We start from the raw sequence: 18,231 nt of genomic DNA, 5'->3' as shown, positions 1-18,231 counted from the left end.
GGCACCGCCGCCGCGCCCGACGCCCCGGCGCACGCGCCCCGCGCGCGACGCACGCGCCCACCGGCCCGCCGCGCCGCCGCCCGGGCCGCACCGCGCCTCCAGGCCGGAGCCGCGCCCCGTCAGACCGTGAGGTCCCCCGAGAACACGAGCTCCGCCGGACCGGACAGCGCGACGTGCTCGCCGTCCTCCGCCGCGAAGATCCGCACCGTGACGACCCCGCCCGGCACTCGCACCCGCCAGGTGTCCGGCGCACCGTTGCCCGCCCAGTACCGGGTCGCGAGCGCAGCGGCCACCGCGCCCGTCCCGCACGACAGCGTCTCGCCGCTGCCACGCTCGTGCACGCGCATCGTGATCTGACCGACGCCGTCCTGCACCAGCGGGTCGCCGGGCAGGACGAACTCGACGTTCGCGCCGTTGGCGGGCGCGGGGTCGAGGACGGGCACGTAGGTGAGGTCGACCTCGGCGAGTTCGTCCTCGGTCGCGAGGGCGACCACGACGTGGGGGTTCCCGACGTCGATCCCGAGGCCGGGCCGTGCGTTGTCGAGGTTCTTGGCGCGCACGAGCACGTCGGACGCCCCGCCACCCTCGATGCCGAGGCCCCAACGACCGAGGTCGGCCGAGAACCCGTTCGTCGTGCGCTGGATGTCGACGAGCCCCTTGCGGCTGCCCACCGTCAGTGTCTCCCCCGGTGCGAGGTCGACCAGCCCGGACTCGGTGAGGTACCGGGCGAACACGCGGATGCCGTTGCCGCACATCTCGGCGATGGTGCCGTCGGCGTTGTGGTAGTCCATGAACCACGTCGCTGCGGGCTCGACGGCGACGAGCGGACGCCCTTCCGGCAGCGCCTCCGAGCGCACGGCGCGGATCACCCCGTCGCCGCCGACACCGAACCGCCGGTCGGCGATCGCGCGGATGCGGTCGGGGGTCAGGTCGACCGTGGCGTCGGGGTCGGCGAACAGGACGAAGTCGTTGCCGGTCCCCTGGCCCTTGGTGAAGTGCAGCTCGGTCACGGGACGATTCTACGGGCAGCCTCCGTCAGCGCTTCCCGGTCGGCCCCGGTCACGTCGACGAGTTCGGCGTCGCCGTACCGGCGGAACCAGGACACCTGACGACGCGCGTACTTGCGCGTCGCGATCGCCGTGGCCTCGACGGCCTGCTCGACGGTCGCCTCGCCACGGAGGACCTCGAGCGCCTGCGAGTAGCCGATCGCTGCGCGTGCGGTCTTCCCCTGCTCGAGTCCCTGTTCGCGGAGCGCGCGGACCTCGTCCACCAGCCCCGCGTCGAACATGCGCGCGGCCCGCTCGTGCAGGCCGGCGACGAGTGCTGCGCGTTCCCGGTGCAGGTGCAGGATCCGAGCGGGTCGCCACGCGCGGGGCGCGGACGGGAGGCTCGGGGTGACGACCTCGGATCGGCTCGCGATCTCGAGTGCCCGGATCAACCGCCGCGGGTTGCGTGCGTCGATGGTCACGGCCGCGGCCGGGTCGAGCGATCGGAGCCGCTCGAGCAGGATGCCGGGACCGAGCTCCTCGTGCTCGCGTTCGAGCCGGGCACGCAGTTCGGGATCGGTGCCGGGGAACGCCAGGTCGAACAGGACGGCGGACACGTACAACCCGCTGCCACCGACGAGCACGGCGACGCCACCACGATCGTGGATCGCCTCGATGTCGGCTCGGGCGTCCCGCTGGTACGCGGCGACGCTGGCCTCGTCGGTGACGTCGAGGACGTCGAGCTGGTGGTGCGGGACGCCACGGCGCTCGTCGACGCTGAGCTTCGCTGTGCCGATGTCCATGCCCCGGTAGAGCTGCATCGCGTCAGAGTTGACGATCTCGGCGTCATGGCCGGACCGGCGCAGCCGTTCGGCGATCGCGATCCCGAGGTCGGACTTGCCCGTGCCGGTGGCACCGACGACCGCGATCAGGTCGGTGTCGGCGTTCCCGGCGCTCGGGACGCCCGCGGGGTCAGCGACCGACACGGAGGGTCGGCAGCCCGAGCGACACCGGTCGCGGCCCCTCGGCCGGCGCAGCCGCACTCGGGGTCGGGACACCGCAGCTCTCCGCCTGCGCGCGGTCCCAGGCGTCTCCTGCGCGGGTCCGACGGATGCGGAGCGGGCCGTCGTTGTCGGCGATGAGGAAGTGCGGCGCCGAGCGGGTCACCTCGACCGTGACGACGTCGCCGGTGCGCGGCACGGCGGAGCCGTCGGGCACGGCGAAGTGCACGAGCCGGGAGTCCTCGGCACGGCCGGACAGCCGCCGGGTCGAGTCGTCCTTCCGACCTTCGCCGGTCGCGACGAGCACCTCGACGCTGCGGCCCACCTGCTTCGCGTTCTCTTCCGCGGTGATCCGCTCCTGCAGCGCGACGAGCCGCTCGTAGCGTTCCTGCACGACGTGCTTCGGGAGCTGTTCGTCCATCGTCGCCGCCGGCGTGCCGGGACGGATCGAGTACTGGAAGGTGAACGCCGACGCGAAGCGGGACTGTTCGACCACGCGCAGGGTGTCCTCGAAGTCGGCGTCGGTCTCGCCGGGGAACCCGACGATGATGTCCGTGGAGATCGCCGCGTGCGGGATCTTCGCGCGCACCCGGTCGAGGATGCCGAGGAAGCGCTCGCTCCGGTAGCTGCGGCGCATCGCCTTGAGGACCCGGTCGGACCCGGACTGCAGCGGCATGTGCAGCTGGGGCATGACGTTCGGCGTCTCGGCCATGGCGTCGATGACGTCGTCGGTGAACGCTGCGGGGTGCGGGCTCGTGAAGCGCACGCGCTCGAGACCGTCGATCTGTCCGGCGGCGCGCAGCAGCTTGCCGAAGGCCTGGCGGTCGCCGAACTCCACGCCGTAGGAGTTGACGTTCTGCCCGAGCAGCGTGACCTCGATCGCGCCGTCGTCGACGAGTGCCTGGATCTCGGCGAGGACGTCACCGGGGCGGCGGTCCTTCTCCTTGCCGCGGAGCGACGGGACGATGCAGAACGTGCAGGTGTTGTTGCACCCGACGGAGATCGACACCCAGCCGCTGTGGGTCGAGTCGCGCTTGGTCGGGAGGGTGGACGGGAAGACGTCGAGCGCTTCGAGGATCTCGATCTGCGCCTCGTCGTTGTGCCGTGCCCGTTCGAGCAGGGTGGGCAGCGACCCCATGTTGTGCGTCCCGAACACCACGTCGACCCACGGCGCCTTCTCGAGGATGACGTTCTTGTCCTTCTGCGCCAGGCACCCGCCGACGGCGATCTGCATGCCGGGGTGCTCGCGCTTGATGCCCGCGAGCTGCCCGAGGTTGCCGTACAGCCGGTTGTCCGCGTTCTCGCGCACGGCGCACGTGTTGATGACGACGACGTCGGCTTCGGTACCGTCGGCAGCGACGTAGCCGGCCGCCTGCAGCGAACCGCTGAGCCGCTCGGAGTCGTGCACGTTCATCTGGCACCCGTAGGTGCGGACTTCGTAGGTGCGGGGGCGCGCTTCGACGGTGGCCATGGTCGTCCCAGTCTAAAACGGCAGGGACGTCACTCGAAGCGCACGGAACCGCGCGAGCCGCCCGGCCCGCGCGGCGGTCGCCCGCCGTCGAGCGCACGCTCCACCGCGATCCGGACGATGCCGCCGTTGTAGCCCTTGCGCATCAGGAAGCCCGACAGCCGCCGTTCGGCCGTGGCCCGGTCGAGCCCGCGGAGCTGCCCCGCACGCTTCTGGGCGAGCTCGACGGCGCGGAGGAACTCGTCGTCATCGTCGTCGGCTGCCGCGTCGAGGGCGGCGTCGATCGCGGTCTGGTCTATCCCGCGGCGACGCAGCTCGGCCACCACGCCCTGACGACCGAGACTCTTGCGGTCGTGCAGGCGATCGACGAGGTCGGTCGCGAGCGCCACGTCGTCGAGGAGCCCGACGCGGGTGAGCCGGTCGATCTCGTGCTCGACGACGTCGGGGTCGAGGTCGTTCTTCCCGAGCATCGTCCGGAGTTCGGACTCGCTCACACCCCGGCGACCGAGGGCGCGCATGCTCAACCGTTCGGCGTCGGCGCGCTGTTCCTCGACCGGTCGCGGAGCGTCCGCGGGGTCGATCTCGTCGCCGGAGTGGATCGCGAACACCGACGCGGTGGACGCGTCGGCGGTCGAGTCGTCGTCGTAGGCGTCCTGCTCGGCGCGGATGCTCGCCCCGGTGCCGTCGCCGACCACCGGCGAGAGCCAGTCGGCCTGCGCTCGCGCACCGGCGATCGGCAGTGGGACCGGTGCGTCCGCGTCCGCGGCTGCGCCGGTGCCGGCGCCTGTGCCTGTGCCTGCGCCGATCTCCGGACCGGGACCGGCGTCCGGCTCGGGCTCACGCGCGGGCGAGGCCCCGGCGCGACGACGGGACCGCGCACCGAACAGGTCCGTGACCGGTGCGAGGCCCTCGCCGTCGTGGTCGCTCGTCACGCGCCCTTGCGCTCCGCGAGCTTCGGCGCGATCGAGTCGACCGGCGCATCCGCCGCGTCGGCCTTCGTCCCGCCGACGCCGAGCTTCGCGAGGATCTTGCCCTCGATCTCAGCCGCGATCTCGGGGTTCTGGATCAGGAACGAACGCGAGTTCTCCTTGCCCTGACCGAGCTGGTCGCCGTCGTAGGTGTACCAGGCGCCGGACTTCTTGACGATGCCGTGGTCGACACCGAAGTCGAGCAGCGATCCTTCGCGCGAGATGCCCACGCCGTAGAGGATGTCGAACTCGGCCTGCTTGAAGGGCGGGGCCATCTTGTTCTTGACGACCTTGACGCGCGTGCGGTTGCCCACGGCGTCGGTGCCGCTCTTGAGCGTCTCGATGCGGCGGATGTCGAGTCGGACGGACGCGTAGAACTTCAGCGCCTTACCACCCGAGGTCGTCTCCGGCGAACCGAAGAACACGCCGATCTTCTCGCGCAGCTGGTTGATGAAGATCATCGTGGTCTGGGTTTGGTTGAGCCCACCGGCGAGCTTCCGGAGCGCCTGCGACATGAGGCGGGCCTGGAGACCCACGTGCGAGTCACCCATCTCGCCCTCGATCTCGGCGCGGGGCACGAGCGCGGCCACCGAGTCGATCACGATGAGGTCGATCGAGCCGGACCGGACGAGCATGTCCGCGATCTCGAGCGCCTGCTCGGCGGTGTCCGGCTGGGAGACCAGGAGCGCGTCGATGTCGACACCGAGCTTCTTCGCGTACTCGGGGTCGAGCGCGTGCTCGGCGTCGATGAAGGCCGCGATGCCACCAGCGCGCTGCGCGTTGGCGATGGCGTGGATCGTGAGGGTCGTCTTGCCGGAGGACTCCGGGCCGTAGATCTCGACGATGCGGCCGCGCGGGAGTCCGCCGATCCCGAGCGCGACGTCGAGCGCGACCGAACCGGTCTGGATGACGTTGACCGGGGCTCGTTCGTCCGAACCGAGGCGCATGATCGCACCCTTGCCGAACTGCCGGTCGATCTGGGCGAGTGCGGTCTCGAGGGCCTTCTCGCGGTCTGCGGGTGATGGCATGAGGGGTGCTCCTTGGTGCTCGATGTCGGCCGCCTGTAGGCTGTCGCGTCCACTCCCGCCGATGGTGCAAGGCCGGTGTTTCTGCCACAAGGCTCCGGGCTGTTTCCCGTTGACTCCGAACCTAGAACGGGCCACCGACATCCCTGCCTGCGGCCACGCGATCTGTGGACGAACCCATCGGACAGCTCCGATGTGGAGGAAAGTACCACCGATCGAACACGCGTTCGAGCAACACGCCGAACACGTGTTCGGATCGGGGCGCGCGGTGGCGCTCAGTCCCGCGGTTCCGCCAGGCCCTTGCCGTGCCGCTTGTCGAGCGGGACGTCCTGGGAGTCGCAGAGCGCGTCCCACACCCGGCGCGCGTCGATCCCGGCGGCGAGGGCGTCGAACGCCGACCGCCCGCCGAGCTCCTCGAGCACGACGTCACGCGTGACGACCGCGCCGTACGCCTCGCCGAAGACCTGGTCGACGGCACGCCAGAACTCACTCACCCGCATCGTCCCAGCGTAACCACGACGACGGTCTCGCAACGACGAACGCCCCCGCCGGCGGACCGGCGGGGGCGTTCGTGGAGCGGCGGTGTCAGCGCACCGCGAGGTCGTTGTCGAACTCGGCGACGAGGTCGTCCGGGAGGGTGTCCGGGACAGCGGTGAGGCCTTCGACGACCGCGAGACGGTCACCGACCTCACGCATGATGGTCGAGATCGGGGTGTCGAGCGCGTCCGCGACGGACGCGAGGATCTCCGAGCTGGCTTCCTTCTGCCCACGCTCGACCTCACTGAGGTACCCGAGCGCGACGCTGGCCTTGGACGCGACCTGACGGAGGGTCCGGCCCTTCTGCAAGCGGAAGTCCCGCAGAACATCGCCGATTTCCTGACGAACGAGAACCATGAGAACTCCTCCTTCCTGTCGTCTCCGCGCCCGCTCGATCCGGTTGGACGAGTTCGGGTTGAGCAACGTTACCGTTGCCGGTTGCAGCATGCTAGCGAGGCCGGCTGCTGTACCGCTGGAGATTGCGTGAGATGTAACCCAGTGGAAACGGGAGCTATTCCCGTGCCCGGACCGTGGACGACATCCGTGCCAGGAGTTCGGAGACGGTCGCCCAGCGGATTGCATCCCGGTCGCCGTCGAGGTGCAACTCGTACGCGGTGGCCCCGTCGGCGTCGGCGATCCCGACGAACACGGTGCCGACCGGCTGCCCGTCCTGCGGGTCCGGGCCGGCGACCCCGGTGGTGCTGATCCCCCAGGTCGCGGGGTCTCCGTCGACCGCGAGGGCCCGCCGCACCCCGGATGCCATCTGTCGCGCGACCTCCGGGTCGACGGCCCCGTTCGACGCCAGCAGGTCGGCGGACACCCCGAGCAGCTCGTGCTTGATCGGCGTCGCGTACGCCACAACCCCGCCGCGGACCACGGCACTGGCTCCCGGCACCCCGACGAGCGTCGCGACCACGAGTCCGCCGGTGAGCGACTCGGCGACCGCGACGGTCTCGCCCCTGGCGGTGAGCGCGGCGACCAGCTCCGACGCGCCGGTCACGCTGCGCTGCGGTTGTGCTTCCATGCCTGCCAGAGGTAGTCGATCCCGCTGAGGATCGTCGCCAGGAACGCCGCGGTCATGAGGATCCCGTTGACCCAGTGCGCCCAGTCCCCGACGAGGTTCCACCAGGGGAACAGGGCAGCGGTGAGCGCGAGTGCCTGGAGCACCGTCTTGATCTTGCCGCCGCGACTGGCCGGGATGACCCGGTCCGAGAGCACCGCGAAGCGGAACACCGTGATGCCGATCTCACGGACCATGATGAGCACGGTCACGTACCAGGGCAGCTCGGCGAGGATCGACAGCGCCACGAGCGCGCCGCCGATGAGCACCTTGTCGGCGATGGGGTCGACGAGCTTGCCGAAGTCGGTGACGAGGTTCTGCCGTCGGGCGATGATGCCGTCCGCGCTGTCCGTCACGATCGCGACCACGAACACGATCGCCGCCCAGATCCGCAACGGGCCGTCGTGTCCCGCGTCCGCCAGCAGCAGGACGAAGAACAGCGGCGCCATGAGGATGCGCACGACCGTGATGATGTTCGCCACGTTGCCGGTCGACGCCGGCCCCGGACCCTTGCGGAGGAGGCGCCCACGCCACGGGAACCGTGCTCCGTGTGCGGTGTCCGTGCTGTCCGAGGCGGTCATCGCACTCACTCCCTGCCCGTCAGTCCCCACGCGTCCTCATCGGGCTCGTCATCGGCTTCATCGTACCCGCGCGTCATGTCCCCGACCGGGTCGGCCCCGTAGCGGTCGTCGTCGTCGGACGCCGCGGACGCCGGCACTGCGGCGGCGCCGGAGGCACCGGGGCCGCTCGGCAGGCTGGGACCGCCCGGCGCGCCCGACCCGGCGGCCGCGGGCGGCTCCTCGCCGCGCAGCTTCGCGAGCACCGCGGGCAGCTGGTCCGTCGTGACGAGCACGTCACGCGCCTTCGACCCCTCGGACGGCCCGACGATGTCGCGTGACTCCATGAGGTCCATGAGCCGGCCGGCCTTGGCGAAGCCGACGCGCAGCTTGCGCTGGAGCATCGAGGTCGATCCGAACTGCGTGGAGACCACCTGTTCGACGGCGGCGAGCAGCAGTTCGAGGTCGTCGCCGATGTCGGCGTCGATCTCCTTGCGCTCGACCACGGCCTGGACGTCCTGGCGGTACTCCGGGCGGGCCTGACGGGTGACGTGCTGGACGACCTCCGCCACCTCGCTCTCCTGCACCCAGGCACCCTGCACGCGGAGGGACTTCGACGACCCCATCGGCAGGAAGAGCGCGTCGCCCTGCCCGATGAGCTTGTCGGCACCCGGCTGGTCGAGGATGACCCGGGAGTCCGTGACGCTCGTCACCGCGAAGGCGATCCGCGACGGCACGTTCGCCTTGATGAGGCCGGTGATGACGTCCACCGACGGCCGCTGCGTGGCGAGGACAAGGTGGATGCCGGCCGCTCGGGCGAGCTGGGTGATGCGGACGATCGACTCCTCGACGTCACGCGGGGCGACGAGCATGAGGTCCGCGAGCTCGTCGACGACGACGAGCAGGTACGGGTACGGCTTGAGCTTCCGCTCGCTGCCCGCCGGCAGGATGATCTCGTTGTTCTCGATCGCCTTGTTGAAGTCGTCGACGTGCCGGAACCCGAACGACGCGAGGTCGTCGTACCGCATGTCCATCTCCTTCACGACCCACTGCAGCGCTTCGGCCGCCTTCTTCGGGTTCGTGATGATGGGCGTGATGAGGTGCGGGACGCCGGCGTAGATCGACAGCTCGACCCGCTTCGGGTCGACGAGGACCATGCGGACCTCGGACGGCTTCGCCCGCATGAGGAGCGAGGTGATCATCGAGTTGATGAACACCGACTTGCCGGACCCGGTGGAGCCGGCGACGAGCAGGTGCGGCATCTTCGCGAGGTTCGCCACGACGAAGCCGCCCTCGACGTCCTTGCCGACGCCGATCGTCATCGGGTGCTTCGACTTCCGGGCCGCGTTCGACCGGAGGACGTCGCCGAGCGACACGGTCTCGCGGTCGGTGTTCGGGATCTCGACGCCGATCGCGCTCTTGCCGGGGATCGGCGAGAGGATGCGGACCTCGTTCGAGGCGACGGCGTAGGACAGGTTCTTCGAGAGCGCCGTGACGCGCTCGACCTTCACGCCCGGGCCGAGCTCGATCTCGTACCGGGTGACCGTCGGGCCGCGGGAGAACCCGGTGACCTTCGCGTCCACCTTGAACTCGGTGAGGACACCGGTGATCGCCGCGACGATGTCGTCGTTCGCCTGGCTGCGCGCGACCGAGGGCGTGCCGGCGCTCAGCGTGGTGGCGGCGGGCAGCCGGTAGGGCGCGGACGGGTCCTCGTCGGACTCCGTCGTGGACGGCAGACCGTCGGCCGCGGCCGCCCCGTCGGTCACGTCGTCCGCAACGACCTCATCGACCGGGAGGGACGGGGAGACCACCGGGGACACGCCCGCGTCCGGACGGATCGCCTCCGGCACGGCGGAACGGTCCGGCACGTCCGTCCCGAAGTCGCGGAGCGCCTGCTCGGCGACCTCGAGGTCGTGTTCGACGGAGTCGTTGAGGTTGACCGACGCCGGCTCGGCCGGCGTGTGGTCGATGAGTCCCGCCGCGGCACCCGCGTTCGGTCCGCCGGACGGCACGGCTGCGGTCGCACCGCTGATGACGGGGGTGTCGTACGCCGGGTCCTCTTCACGACCCGACTTGTTCCGACGCCACCACGGGATCGTGCCACCGTCCGCTTCGTCGTCGCCGTCGGCGGAGGCCGCCCGGTCGTCCGCGAAGCCGAGGTCGTCGAACAGCTGGAAGTCGGTGTCGCCCTTCTTCGTGCGCTTCGAGGGCTTCGCCCGCGGCGCCGCGGGCTCGTCGACGTCGGGGTCGACCTCGGCCGCGGGGGCCGGCGCACCGAACAGGTAGGCGTACAGCTCGTGCAGCCGACGTCCGAGCTTGTTCGGCGGCGTCTTCGTGATGATGAAGAGCGAGAGCACGAGCAGGACGATCGCGACCGGCACGGCCACCCACGCGGTGGCGATCGTGACGAGCCAGCCGATGACGACCCAGCCGATCACGCCGCCCGCAGCGGCCAGCGCCGGCATGCCGTCGGCGGCGCTCGGTCGGCCGCCGAAGACGTGGCAGAGCGAGGCGATCGACACGAGCAGCAGCCCGAGGCCGATCCCGATCCGGGTGTTGTCGTGCACGGAGGCCGGGTGCCGGAACAACCATCCGGCGAAGACGACCATGATCACCGGGAGCGCGAACGCCAGCCGACCGAACAGGCCGCCGAACGTGTACGCGTCGAGCGCGACGGAGACCGCGTTCGTCGGGTTGAGCCACTCGACGACGGCACCGGCGATCGCGAGGACGAACAGCAGGAACGGGAAACCGTCGCGCCGCTGGTCCTTCTCGAGGGTCTCCTTGCCGAGCAGGCGGAACATCGCCCCGACACCGTGCGCCATCGCGAGCCAGAAGGTCACGAACGGGCTCTGCTCGCGGAACACCGGCGTCGGCGCTGCCTGCGGGAGCTTCTTCGTCGTGGCCTGGGTGCGCGACGGACCGCGCGTCCCGCTTCCACGGGACGACGAGGACGCGCGCGAGCGCGTGGTCGACTTGGTGCCTCCGGCCATGGCCAGAACCCTAATCCCCTCCCAGGACAAACCAAGGGAGCCCCGCCGCGTCCGTGACGGACGCGCCACGGGCCCGGAACGCGACTGGAGGCCCGGTGCACGTCCGTCAGGAACGTGCACCGGGCCTCCCGTCAGGCTGGGCGCGGCGCGCTACGCCTCGATGACCACCGGGACGATCATCGGCCGACGGCGGTGCTTCGTGTTCACCCACCGCCCCACGGTCCGGCGGACGACCTGCTGGAACGCGTGCGCGTCCCGCGTGCCGTTCGCAGCCGCTTCGGAGAGCGCCTTGGCGATCTGCGGACGGACGTCGTCGAAGACGGACTCGTCCTCGGCGAAGCCGCGCGACTGGATCTCCGGGCCGACGACGCACTGCCCGGTCGTGAAGTCCACGGCGCAGAAGACCGAGATGAAGCCCTCCTCGGCGAGGACCCGGCGGTCCTTGAGGTCGGCGTCGGTGATCTCCCCGACGGTCGAGCCGTCGACGTACACGTAGCCGATGTCGAGCTGCCCGGCGACCGTCGCGACGCCGTCCTTCAGGTCGACGACGATGCCGTCCTGCCCGAGGATCACGTTGCGCGGCGGGACACCCGTCTGGATCGCCAGGTCGGCGCTCGCGTACAGGTGGCGGTGCTCGCCGTGGACCGGCAGGACGTTCCGCGGCCGGAGGATGTTGTAGCAGTAGAGGAGCTCGCCGGCGGACGCGTGCCCGGAGACGTGCACCTTCGCGTTGCCCTTGTGCACGACCTTCGCGCCGAGCTTCGTCAGCCCGTCGATCACGCGGTAGACGGCGTTCTCGTTGCCGGGGATGAGCGACGACGCGAGGATGACGGTGTCGCCCTCGCCGATCTCGATCTGGTGCTCGAGGTTCGCCATGCGGGCGAGGACGGCCATCGGCTCACCCTGCGACCCGGTCGACATGTAGACGATCTGGTCGTCGGGGACGTTCTTCGCCTTCTTCGTGTCGATGAGGACGTTCTCCGGCACGCGGAGGTAGCCGAGCTCGGCGGCGATCGTCATGTTGCGGATCATCGAGCGGCCCATGAACGCGACCTTGCGGTCCGCTGCGGCGGCGGCGTCGAGGACCTGCTGCACGCGGTGCACGTGCGACGAGAAGCTCGCGACGACGACCTTCTTGCGGGCGCGCGTGATGATGTTCTCGAGCACCGGGCCGATGTCGCGCTCGGGCGCGGTGAACCCGGGCACGTCGGCGTTCGTCGAGTCCGGCAGGAACAGGTCGACGCCCTGCTCGCCGAGCCGGGCGAAGGCACGGAGGTCGGTGATGCGGTCGTCGAGCGGGAGCTGGTCCATCTTGAAGTCGCCCGTGTGCAGGACACGACCGGCGGGGGTCGTGATCGCGACGGCGAGGGCGTCCGGGATGGAGTGGTTCACGGCCACGAACTCGAGGTGGAACGGGCCGAGCTGCTCGGTCTGGTCCTCGGCCACGACGAGCGTGTAGGGCTTGATCCGGTGTTCCTTGAGCTTCGCCTCGACGAGGGCCAGCGTCAGCGTGGAGCCGATCAGCGGGATGTCCGCGCGGAGCTTGAGCAGGTACGGGACGGCACCGATGTGGTCTTCGTGGCCGTGGGTGAGCACGACCCCGAGGACGTCGTCGAGGCGGTCCCGGATCGGCGCGAAGTCGGGCAGGATCAGGTCGACGCCGGGCTGGTGCTCCTCGGGGAAGAGCACGCCGGCGTCGACGACGAGCAGCTTGCCCTCGTACTCGTAGACGGTCATGTTGCGACCGATCTCGCCGAGTCCCCCGACGGGGACGACGCGGAGGGTGCCGGCTTCGAGCGGCTGTGGTTCGGAGATCTGGGTGGGCATTCGGTCCTGACTGTCGTGCGGAGCGCTTCCCGCGCGCCGCGGTCTTCCTAACGTGTGGTGCCTGGCACCTTCGGCAGAGCGCCACCGGCCGCAGCATTGCGGTCGGGGCGGAAGTTCGAGAAGTCGGCGCCGGGGATGTCCCGGACCGCTTCGAGCGAGGTCTCGATGGCGTACGCCTCGGAGTCCTCGGGGCCGACGAGCGGCAGACGGACGCGGGGGCTGCCGATGCGGCCGAGCCCGTGCAGCACGTACTTCGCCGCGACGGTGCCGGGTACGTGGGTCATCACGGCGCGGACGAGGGGCTCGACGCGCTTGTGCTCGGCGGTCGCCGTGGCGAGGTCGCCCCGGTTCACCGCGTCGACGATGGTGCGGTACGGCGTGCTCGTGATGTTCGCGGTGACGCCGATGAGCCCGGTCGCGCCGATCGACAGGTGCGGGAGCACGTTCGTGTCGTCCCCGGAGAAGTACATGAGGTCGGTGTTGTTGAGGACCCGGGACACCTCGGCGAAGTCGCCCTTGGCGTCCTTCACGGCGAGGATGTTCGGGTGGTGCGACGCCCGCACGATCGTCTCGTACGTGATCGGGATGCCCGTGCGGCCCGGGATGTCGTACAGGATGACCGGCAGGTCGGTGGCGTCGGCGATCATCCGGAAGTGCGTGAGCACACCCGACTGGGTCGGCTTGTTGTAGTACGGCGTGACGATCATCACGCCGTCCGCGCCGGCCTTCTCGCTCTGCTTGTAGAGGTGGATCGCGTGGGCGGTCTCGTTCGAGCCGCCACCGGTGATGATCTTCGCGCGACCAGCGGCCACGGACTTGCCGACCTCGACCAGCCGGAGCTTCTCCGGGTCGGTGAGGGTCGACGTCTCGCCGGTGGTCCCGGTCACGACGATGCCGTCCGCACCGGCGGTGATGCAGTCGTCGATGTGCTGCTCGACACCGGGCCAGTCGACCTCGCCGTCGGCCGTGAACGGGGTCACGAGGGCGACGAGGACCTGACCGAAGGGATTCTCACGCGTGGACACGGGCACCAGCGTACCGGGGATGCGCGGCGGTGCGGGCGTCCGCCCGGACGGTCGGCACGCCCGTCACGACCGGCGGCGCCACTCGAGGAAGCGGAAGCGCGTGCCGTCGACGCGCGACTCCTGCCACGGCCCGTCGTCCGCGAGCTCCCAGTCGTCACCGAGCGTCGGCGCCACAGTGTCCCCCGGGACGTCCACGTCGACGACGGTCTCGGACACCCGGTCCGCGAACGGCACGGCATCGGCGTACACCGCACCGCCGCCGATCACCCACACCGGCTCGTCGGTGTCGAGCGCCGTCGCGAGGTCGTGCACCACCTCGGCACCGTCGGCGGACCAGGAGTCGTCGCGGGTGAGCACCACGTTCCGCCGCCCGGGCAGTGGCCGGAAGCGCTCCGGCAGGGACTCCCACGTCCGACGGCCCATCACCACGGTCGCAGACCCGGTGACCTGCCGGAAGTGCGCGAGGTCCTCCGGGACGTGCCACGGGATCCCGCCGTCGGCGCCGATCACGCCCGCGGTCGACCGCGCCCAGACGAGGCCGACGCCCCCCACCGGCTCGGACCAGTCCCCCATCAGACGGCGACCGCGGCCTTGATCGACGGGTGGTGGTGGTACCCGACGACGGTGAAGTCCTCGTACTCGTAGTCGTCGATCGAGTCCCGCGGCGCGAGCTCGAGCGTGGGCAGCGCGTACGCCGTGCGGGACAGCTGTTCCTCGACCTGCTCGACGTGGTTGTCGTAGATGTGGCAGTCGCCGCCGGTCCACACGAAGTCGCCGACACCGAGCCCGGTCTGCGCCGCGATCATGTGGGTGAGCAGGGCGTACGAGGCGATGTTGAACGGGACGCCGAGGAACATGTCCGCGCTCCGCTGGTAGAGCTGGCACGACAGCTTGCCGTCCCGCACGTAGAACTGGAAGAACGCGTGGCACGGCGCGAGTGCCATGTCCGGCACGTCGGCGACGTTCCACGCCGAGACGATCAGCCGGCGCGAGTCCGGGTTGGTCCGGATCTGCTCGATCACCTGGGCGATCTGGTCGATGTGCTCGCCGGTCGGGGTCGGCCACGAGCGCCACTGCACGCCGTACACGGGGCCGAGGTCGCCGTCGTCCTTCGCCCACTCGTTCCAGATCCGGACGCCGTGCTCCTGCAACCAGGTGGCGTTGCCGTCGCCGCGGAGGAACCAGAGGAGTTCGTAGGCGACGGACTTGAAGTGCACGCGCTTGGTGGTGACGAGCGGGAAGCCCTCGGACAGGTCGTACCGCAGCTGCGCGCCGAAGATGCTGCGGGTCCCGGTGCCGGTGCGGTCGCCCTTCGGAGCGCCTTCGTCGAGGACGCGCCGGAGCAGGTCTTCGTAGGGGGTCGCGACGGTCGGGTCGGGCTGCACGGTCTCGCTGTCGGTCACGACCACGAGCCTACGACGCGCCAGCGACATCCACAGGCCGATGAGTAGCGTGGGGAGCATGGCCCAACTGGCGGAACAGCCGCTCTCGATCCTGGTGGCCGGCGCGTCCGGCTTCATCGGCACGCCCCTCGTCCGCGCCCTGCGCGACGCCGGGCACCACGTCACCACCCTCGTCCGGAGCGAACCGCACACGGCGACCGAGTTCCGCTGGTCGCCGAGCAGCCGGAAGCTCGACCCCGCGATCCTCGACGGCGCCGACGTCGTGATCAACCTCGCGGGTGCGAACATCGGCAAGCTCCCGTGGACCGAGACCTACAAGCAGGAGATCCTCCGCTCCCGGGTGAGCGCCACCGAGACCCTCGTGGAGGCGATGCGACACGCCACCATCCCGCCCGCCCTGTTCCTGTCCGGCTCGGCGTCCGGCGTGTACGGCGACCGCCCGGCCGACGTCCTCCCGGACGACGCCGACGCCGGCACGGGCTTCCTCGCCGAGGTCTGCACCGCGTGGGAAGCGGCCGCGAACGCTGCCCCGGACGGCGTCCGCGTCGTCACGCTCCGCACCGGGATCGTCGTCGGCACGGGTGGCGGCGCCCTCGCCCCGCTCGTCCCGCTGACGAAGGCCGGACTCGGCGGTCGGCTGGGCACCGGTGGGCAGCACTGGCCGTGGATCGCCCTCGACGACGAGGTCGGCGCCATCGTGCACCTCGCGACGAGCCCCGACGCCGCGGGGATCAGCGGCCCGGTGAACCTCGCCGGACCGGAGCCCGCCGTGGCCGACCGGATCACGAGGCGCGTCGCCGAGGACCTGCACCGGCCCTACCTGTTCCGGATCCCGGAGTTCGCGCTCCGACTCGTCCTGCAGCAGGCGGCGGACGAGATGCTCCTGTCGAGCCAGCAGATGGTCCCGACGAAGCTCCTCGAGTCCGGCTACACGTTCCGCTACACGCGCGCCGAGGACGCGGTCGACGCCGCTTTCTGACGCGACCGGCGTCGGACTGGAGGCGCGGTGCGGGCCCGCACCGCGCCTCCCGTCCCTCAGACGCGCGATCTGGTGAGCGCTTCGCGCATCGCTGCCCGCGCGCGCTTGCGGTCACCGGCGGCGTCGTAGACGACGCCGAGGCGGTACCACCCGCGCCAGTCGGAGGGGTCGGACTCGACCGCGGCCTTGTACGTGGGGAACAGCTCGTCGGCGGCCTCGCGCGTGGGGCGGCCGGAAGGGCGCACCGGGACGACGTCCTCGGGGGCGCCGCCCTCGCGTTCGAGCCGTGCTCCGAGCCGGGTGATGCGGAGGCCGAACCGGAACTCGAGGACGAGCAGCAGCGCGCCGATCGCCGCGACGACGAACAGGGCCACCCCGATCGCGATGCCGATCGGGATCCCGGTCGCGATGAACGCCACCGCCCGCTGCCCGACCAGCACGATGTACAGCGCGAGGAGCACCGTCATGAGGGCGGCGCCCCAGAACGGCGACCGGAGCGATCGAGCGAGCCGCACGGCGGTCAGCCGATGCCGAGGACGCTGCCGAGCCCGACCGTGAGGCCGCGCATCGAACCGACCGCGCTCAGGGCGGCCCGGATCCCCGCGACGTACGCGACGTCGTCGTTCGTGTCGTGCCGGATCGTCAGGGTCTCGCCGGGGCCGCTCAGCACGACGTCCTGCACGGCCTTGACCCCGGGGAGCCGCAGCGAGTGGATCGGGACGCTCGCGACCTGCTGCCCGCGGGCGCGCTGGTCGACGTGCGGGGCGTCGACCGGGCCGACCTCGCGCCGCGCCTCGGCGATGAGCTCGGCGGTGCGGACGGCCGTGCCCGACGGCGAGTCGATCTTGCCGGCGTGGTGCGTCTCGACGATCTCGGCGGCGGGGAACCACGGTGCCGCGATCGTCGCGAGGTGCGTGCCGAGCACCGACCCGATCGAGAAGTTCGGCACCACGAACACGCCCTGGTCGGGTCGGTCCTCGAGCCCGGCGCGCAGGGTCGCCAGACGACCGCCGGACCATCCCGAGGTGCCGACGAGCACGTTCGCGCCGCTCGCGAGGGCGTTGTCGACGATCGCGGGGCTCAGCGCCGGGACCGTCACGTCCACCACGACGGCTGCGCCGCCGAAGACCGCGGGACCGGCTTCGTGCGCGCCGTCCTTCGACGACAGACTGGCGACGAGCTCGAAGTCCGGGAGTTCCTCGACCACGGCGGCCACGAGGCCCCCGAGACGACCGGTGGCGCCGACGACGGCGACGGGAGTGACCATGCTCCCCATCCTAGGATCGACGCATGACGCTCGAGGTCAGGACCGTGCCGGCAGACATCCCCGAGGTCGACGCGCTGCTCGACGCGTACCTCGACGAGCGCGAGGCGACGTTCCCGAGCGCCCAGGGCACGTACTCCCGGAAGCGCACGCCGGCGGCGGAGTTCACGCCGCCGAACGGCGTCTTCGTGGTGGCGTACGAAGCCGACGGCGACGTCCGCCACGCGGTCGGTTGCGGCGGGCTCCGGCGGATCCCGGACGGCCATGGTGAGGACGGCGCGGTCGACGTCCGGTTCGAGGTGAAGCACGTCTTCGTCACGCCCGAGGGCCGCGGGCGAGGTGTGGCGACCGCGGTGATGGACGCGCTCGAAGCGGCGGCGGCCGGGCTCGGCGCGACCGCGATCGTGCTCGACACCAACGACTCGCTCGTCGCCGCGGGAGCGATGTACCGCGGTCGCGGGTACACCCGCGTGCCGGCGTTCAACGACAACCCGAACGCGACCGCCTGGTACCGCAAGCCGGTGCGCGTCGGCTAGACGGGCTGCTCGACGGGCAGGCCGGTCCGGAGTTCGACCGGCAGGTGCGCGAGGTCGTTGAGCGCGACGACCTCGGCCGGCTTGGCGGACCGGATCCGGATGATCGTCAGCGCGGTGTGCGCGACGTTCGTCCCCATCCAGCGCCACTCGGGAGCCTGGAACGCCTCTCGCACGAACCAGCCGATCACGGCGTTGTGGGTGATGAGGAGGTCGTGCCGGTCGTCGCGTGCCGGGGTGAACCACTCGGCGACGGCGTCGCCCATCTGGGCCTGCCCGGCGACGATCTCCTCTTCCGTGATCCCGCCGTACCAGCCCTGGTAGGCGTGCGGCATGTCCGGCGTTGGTCCGGAGGGGATGCAGTCGAAGAGGAGCGTCGACGGCTCGGGCTGGATCGCCGGCAGCCGCTGGGCGAGGAACGAGGCGGTCTCGCTCGGGGCTTCGAGCGGCGAGTGGTACACGCCGTCGAACGGCACACCGCCGAGGCGGTCGGCGACCAGCATCGCCTGGCGCTTGCCGCGCTCCGAGAGCTTGCCGTCGCGCAGTCCGTGCTCGGCGTCCTGGTGTTCGCCGTGGCGGACGAGGTAGAGGTAGTGCGACACGTC

At 71.0% G+C, this 18,231-nt stretch carries 19 protein-coding genes; 2 read left to right on the top strand and 17 right to left on the bottom strand.

The genetic code is table 11. The features are described 5' to 3' along the window. Positions 1-119: 119 nt before the first annotated feature. The 14 genes from dapF to FS825_RS04295 all read right to left on the bottom strand — a co-directional run bounded on the left by dapF (position 120) and on the right by FS825_RS04295 (position 14,850). On the bottom strand, positions 120-1,010 hold the full coding sequence (gene dapF / locus FS825_RS04360; RefSeq protein ID WP_144711157.1) for a diaminopimelate epimerase: 891 nt from the start codon (positions 1,008-1,010) through the stop codon (positions 120-122). Further along, the gene (miaA, locus tag FS825_RS04355) at positions 1,007-1,972 is read right to left on the bottom strand and encodes a tRNA (adenosine(37)-N6)-dimethylallyltransferase MiaA (RefSeq protein WP_144711155.1); all 966 of its coding nucleotides are present in this window, start codon (positions 1,970-1,972) and stop codon (positions 1,007-1,009) included. The genes dapF and miaA overlap by 4 nt, the downstream gene beginning before the upstream one ends. Next, a complete protein-coding gene (miaB, locus tag FS825_RS04350; RefSeq protein WP_144711153.1) occupies positions 1,959-3,458 on the bottom strand; it encodes a tRNA (N6-isopentenyl adenosine(37)-C2)-methylthiotransferase MiaB in 1,500 nt (499 codons plus the stop codon). Before miaB ends, miaA begins: the two co-directional genes overlap by 14 nt. A 29-nt stretch (positions 3,459-3,487) precedes the next feature. Next, a complete protein-coding gene (locus FS825_RS04345; protein WP_144711151.1) occupies positions 3,488-4,387 on the bottom strand; it encodes a regulatory protein RecX in 900 nt (299 codons plus the stop codon). After that, a complete protein-coding gene (recA, locus tag FS825_RS04340) occupies positions 4,384-5,451 on the bottom strand; it encodes a recombinase RecA (RefSeq protein ID WP_144711150.1) in 1,068 nt (355 codons plus the stop codon). Before recA ends, FS825_RS04345 begins: the two co-directional genes overlap by 4 nt. A 272-nt stretch (positions 5,452-5,723) precedes the next feature. Next, positions 5,724-5,948 carry a DUF3046 domain-containing protein gene (locus FS825_RS04335; protein WP_144711148.1) on the bottom strand — a complete coding sequence of 75 codons (225 nt, stop codon included), beginning with the start codon at positions 5,946-5,948 and terminating at the stop codon, positions 5,724-5,726. Between the two features lie 85 nt (positions 5,949-6,033). Next, on the bottom strand, positions 6,034-6,342 hold the full coding sequence (locus tag FS825_RS04330; RefSeq protein ID WP_144711146.1) for a helix-turn-helix domain-containing protein: 309 nt from the start codon (positions 6,340-6,342) through the stop codon (positions 6,034-6,036). A gap of 154 nt (positions 6,343-6,496) precedes the next feature. Further along, positions 6,497-7,009: a CinA family protein gene (locus FS825_RS04325; RefSeq protein WP_144711144.1), complete on the bottom strand. Its 513-nt coding sequence runs from the start codon at positions 7,007-7,009 to the stop codon at positions 6,497-6,499. Next, positions 6,982-7,635: a CDP-diacylglycerol--glycerol-3-phosphate 3-phosphatidyltransferase gene (pgsA, locus tag FS825_RS04320; RefSeq protein ID WP_144711142.1), complete on the bottom strand. Its 654-nt coding sequence runs from the start codon at positions 7,633-7,635 to the stop codon at positions 6,982-6,984. The genes FS825_RS04325 and pgsA overlap by 28 nt, the downstream gene beginning before the upstream one ends. Beyond that, positions 7,632-10,595 (bottom strand): FtsK/SpoIIIE family DNA translocase, encoded by a 2,964-nt coding sequence (locus FS825_RS04315; RefSeq protein WP_144711140.1) that lies wholly within the window; start codon positions 10,593-10,595, stop codon positions 7,632-7,634. The genes pgsA and FS825_RS04315 overlap by 4 nt, the downstream gene beginning before the upstream one ends. Before the next feature lie 150 nt (positions 10,596-10,745). Further along, complete coding sequence (locus tag FS825_RS04310) at positions 10,746-12,422, bottom strand: ribonuclease J (RefSeq protein WP_144711138.1); 1,677 nt, start codon at positions 12,420-12,422, stop codon at positions 10,746-10,748. Positions 12,423-12,469: 47 nt separating this feature from the next. Next, positions 12,470-13,447, bottom strand: coding sequence for a 4-hydroxy-tetrahydrodipicolinate synthase (gene dapA, locus FS825_RS04305; RefSeq protein ID WP_144711136.1), 978 nt, complete (start codon positions 13,445-13,447; stop codon positions 12,470-12,472). A gap of 63 nt (positions 13,448-13,510) precedes the next feature. Next, positions 13,511-14,020, bottom strand: a complete 510-nt coding sequence (locus FS825_RS04300) for a dihydrofolate reductase (protein WP_144711134.1) — start codon at positions 14,018-14,020, stop codon at positions 13,511-13,513. After that, positions 14,020-14,850, bottom strand: a complete 831-nt coding sequence (locus FS825_RS04295; RefSeq protein ID WP_186377064.1) for a thymidylate synthase — start codon at positions 14,848-14,850, stop codon at positions 14,020-14,022. The genes FS825_RS04300 and FS825_RS04295 overlap by 1 nt, the downstream gene beginning before the upstream one ends. A 58-nt stretch (positions 14,851-14,908) precedes the next feature. On the opposite strand from FS825_RS04295, the gene FS825_RS04290 reads away from it, so the two are divergent. After that, entirely contained in the window at positions 14,909-15,829 is a 921-nt protein-coding gene (locus FS825_RS04290) for a TIGR01777 family oxidoreductase (protein WP_144711132.1), read from the top strand. Between the two features lie 56 nt (positions 15,830-15,885). Here the strand turns inward: FS825_RS04290 and FS825_RS04285 are convergent, their stop codons facing one another. Together FS825_RS04285 and FS825_RS04280 are read right to left on the bottom strand one after the other, a co-directional pair. Next, positions 15,886-16,344, bottom strand: a complete 459-nt coding sequence (locus FS825_RS04285; RefSeq protein ID WP_395885498.1) for a tetratricopeptide repeat protein — start codon at positions 16,342-16,344, stop codon at positions 15,886-15,888. 5 nt (positions 16,345-16,349) lie between these two features. Further along, positions 16,350-17,096 (bottom strand): 4-hydroxy-tetrahydrodipicolinate reductase, encoded by a 747-nt coding sequence (locus FS825_RS04280; RefSeq protein ID WP_260981004.1) that lies wholly within the window; start codon positions 17,094-17,096, stop codon positions 16,350-16,352. A gap of 23 nt (positions 17,097-17,119) precedes the next feature. Between FS825_RS04280 and FS825_RS04275 the strand changes: the two genes are divergently transcribed. Next, positions 17,120-17,629 (top strand): GNAT family N-acetyltransferase, encoded by a 510-nt coding sequence (locus FS825_RS04275; protein ID WP_144711128.1) that lies wholly within the window; start codon positions 17,120-17,122, stop codon positions 17,627-17,629. Here FS825_RS04275 and FS825_RS04270 read toward each other — a convergent pair. Next, the gene (locus tag FS825_RS04270; RefSeq protein ID WP_144711278.1) at positions 17,626-18,228 is read right to left on the bottom strand and encodes a histidine phosphatase family protein; all 603 of its coding nucleotides are present in this window, start codon (positions 18,226-18,228) and stop codon (positions 17,626-17,628) included. The two genes, FS825_RS04275 and FS825_RS04270, sit on opposite strands and share 4 nt — an antisense overlap. Positions 18,229-18,231: the final 3 nt, after the last annotated feature.

The organism is Curtobacterium pusillum (assembly GCF_007680845.1).
Lineage (GTDB): Bacteria > Actinomycetota > Actinomycetes > Actinomycetales > Microbacteriaceae > Curtobacterium > Curtobacterium pusillum_B.
The sequence above is the reverse complement of the archived record's forward strand: the minus strand, read 5'-3'. Positions and strand labels throughout refer to the sequence as shown.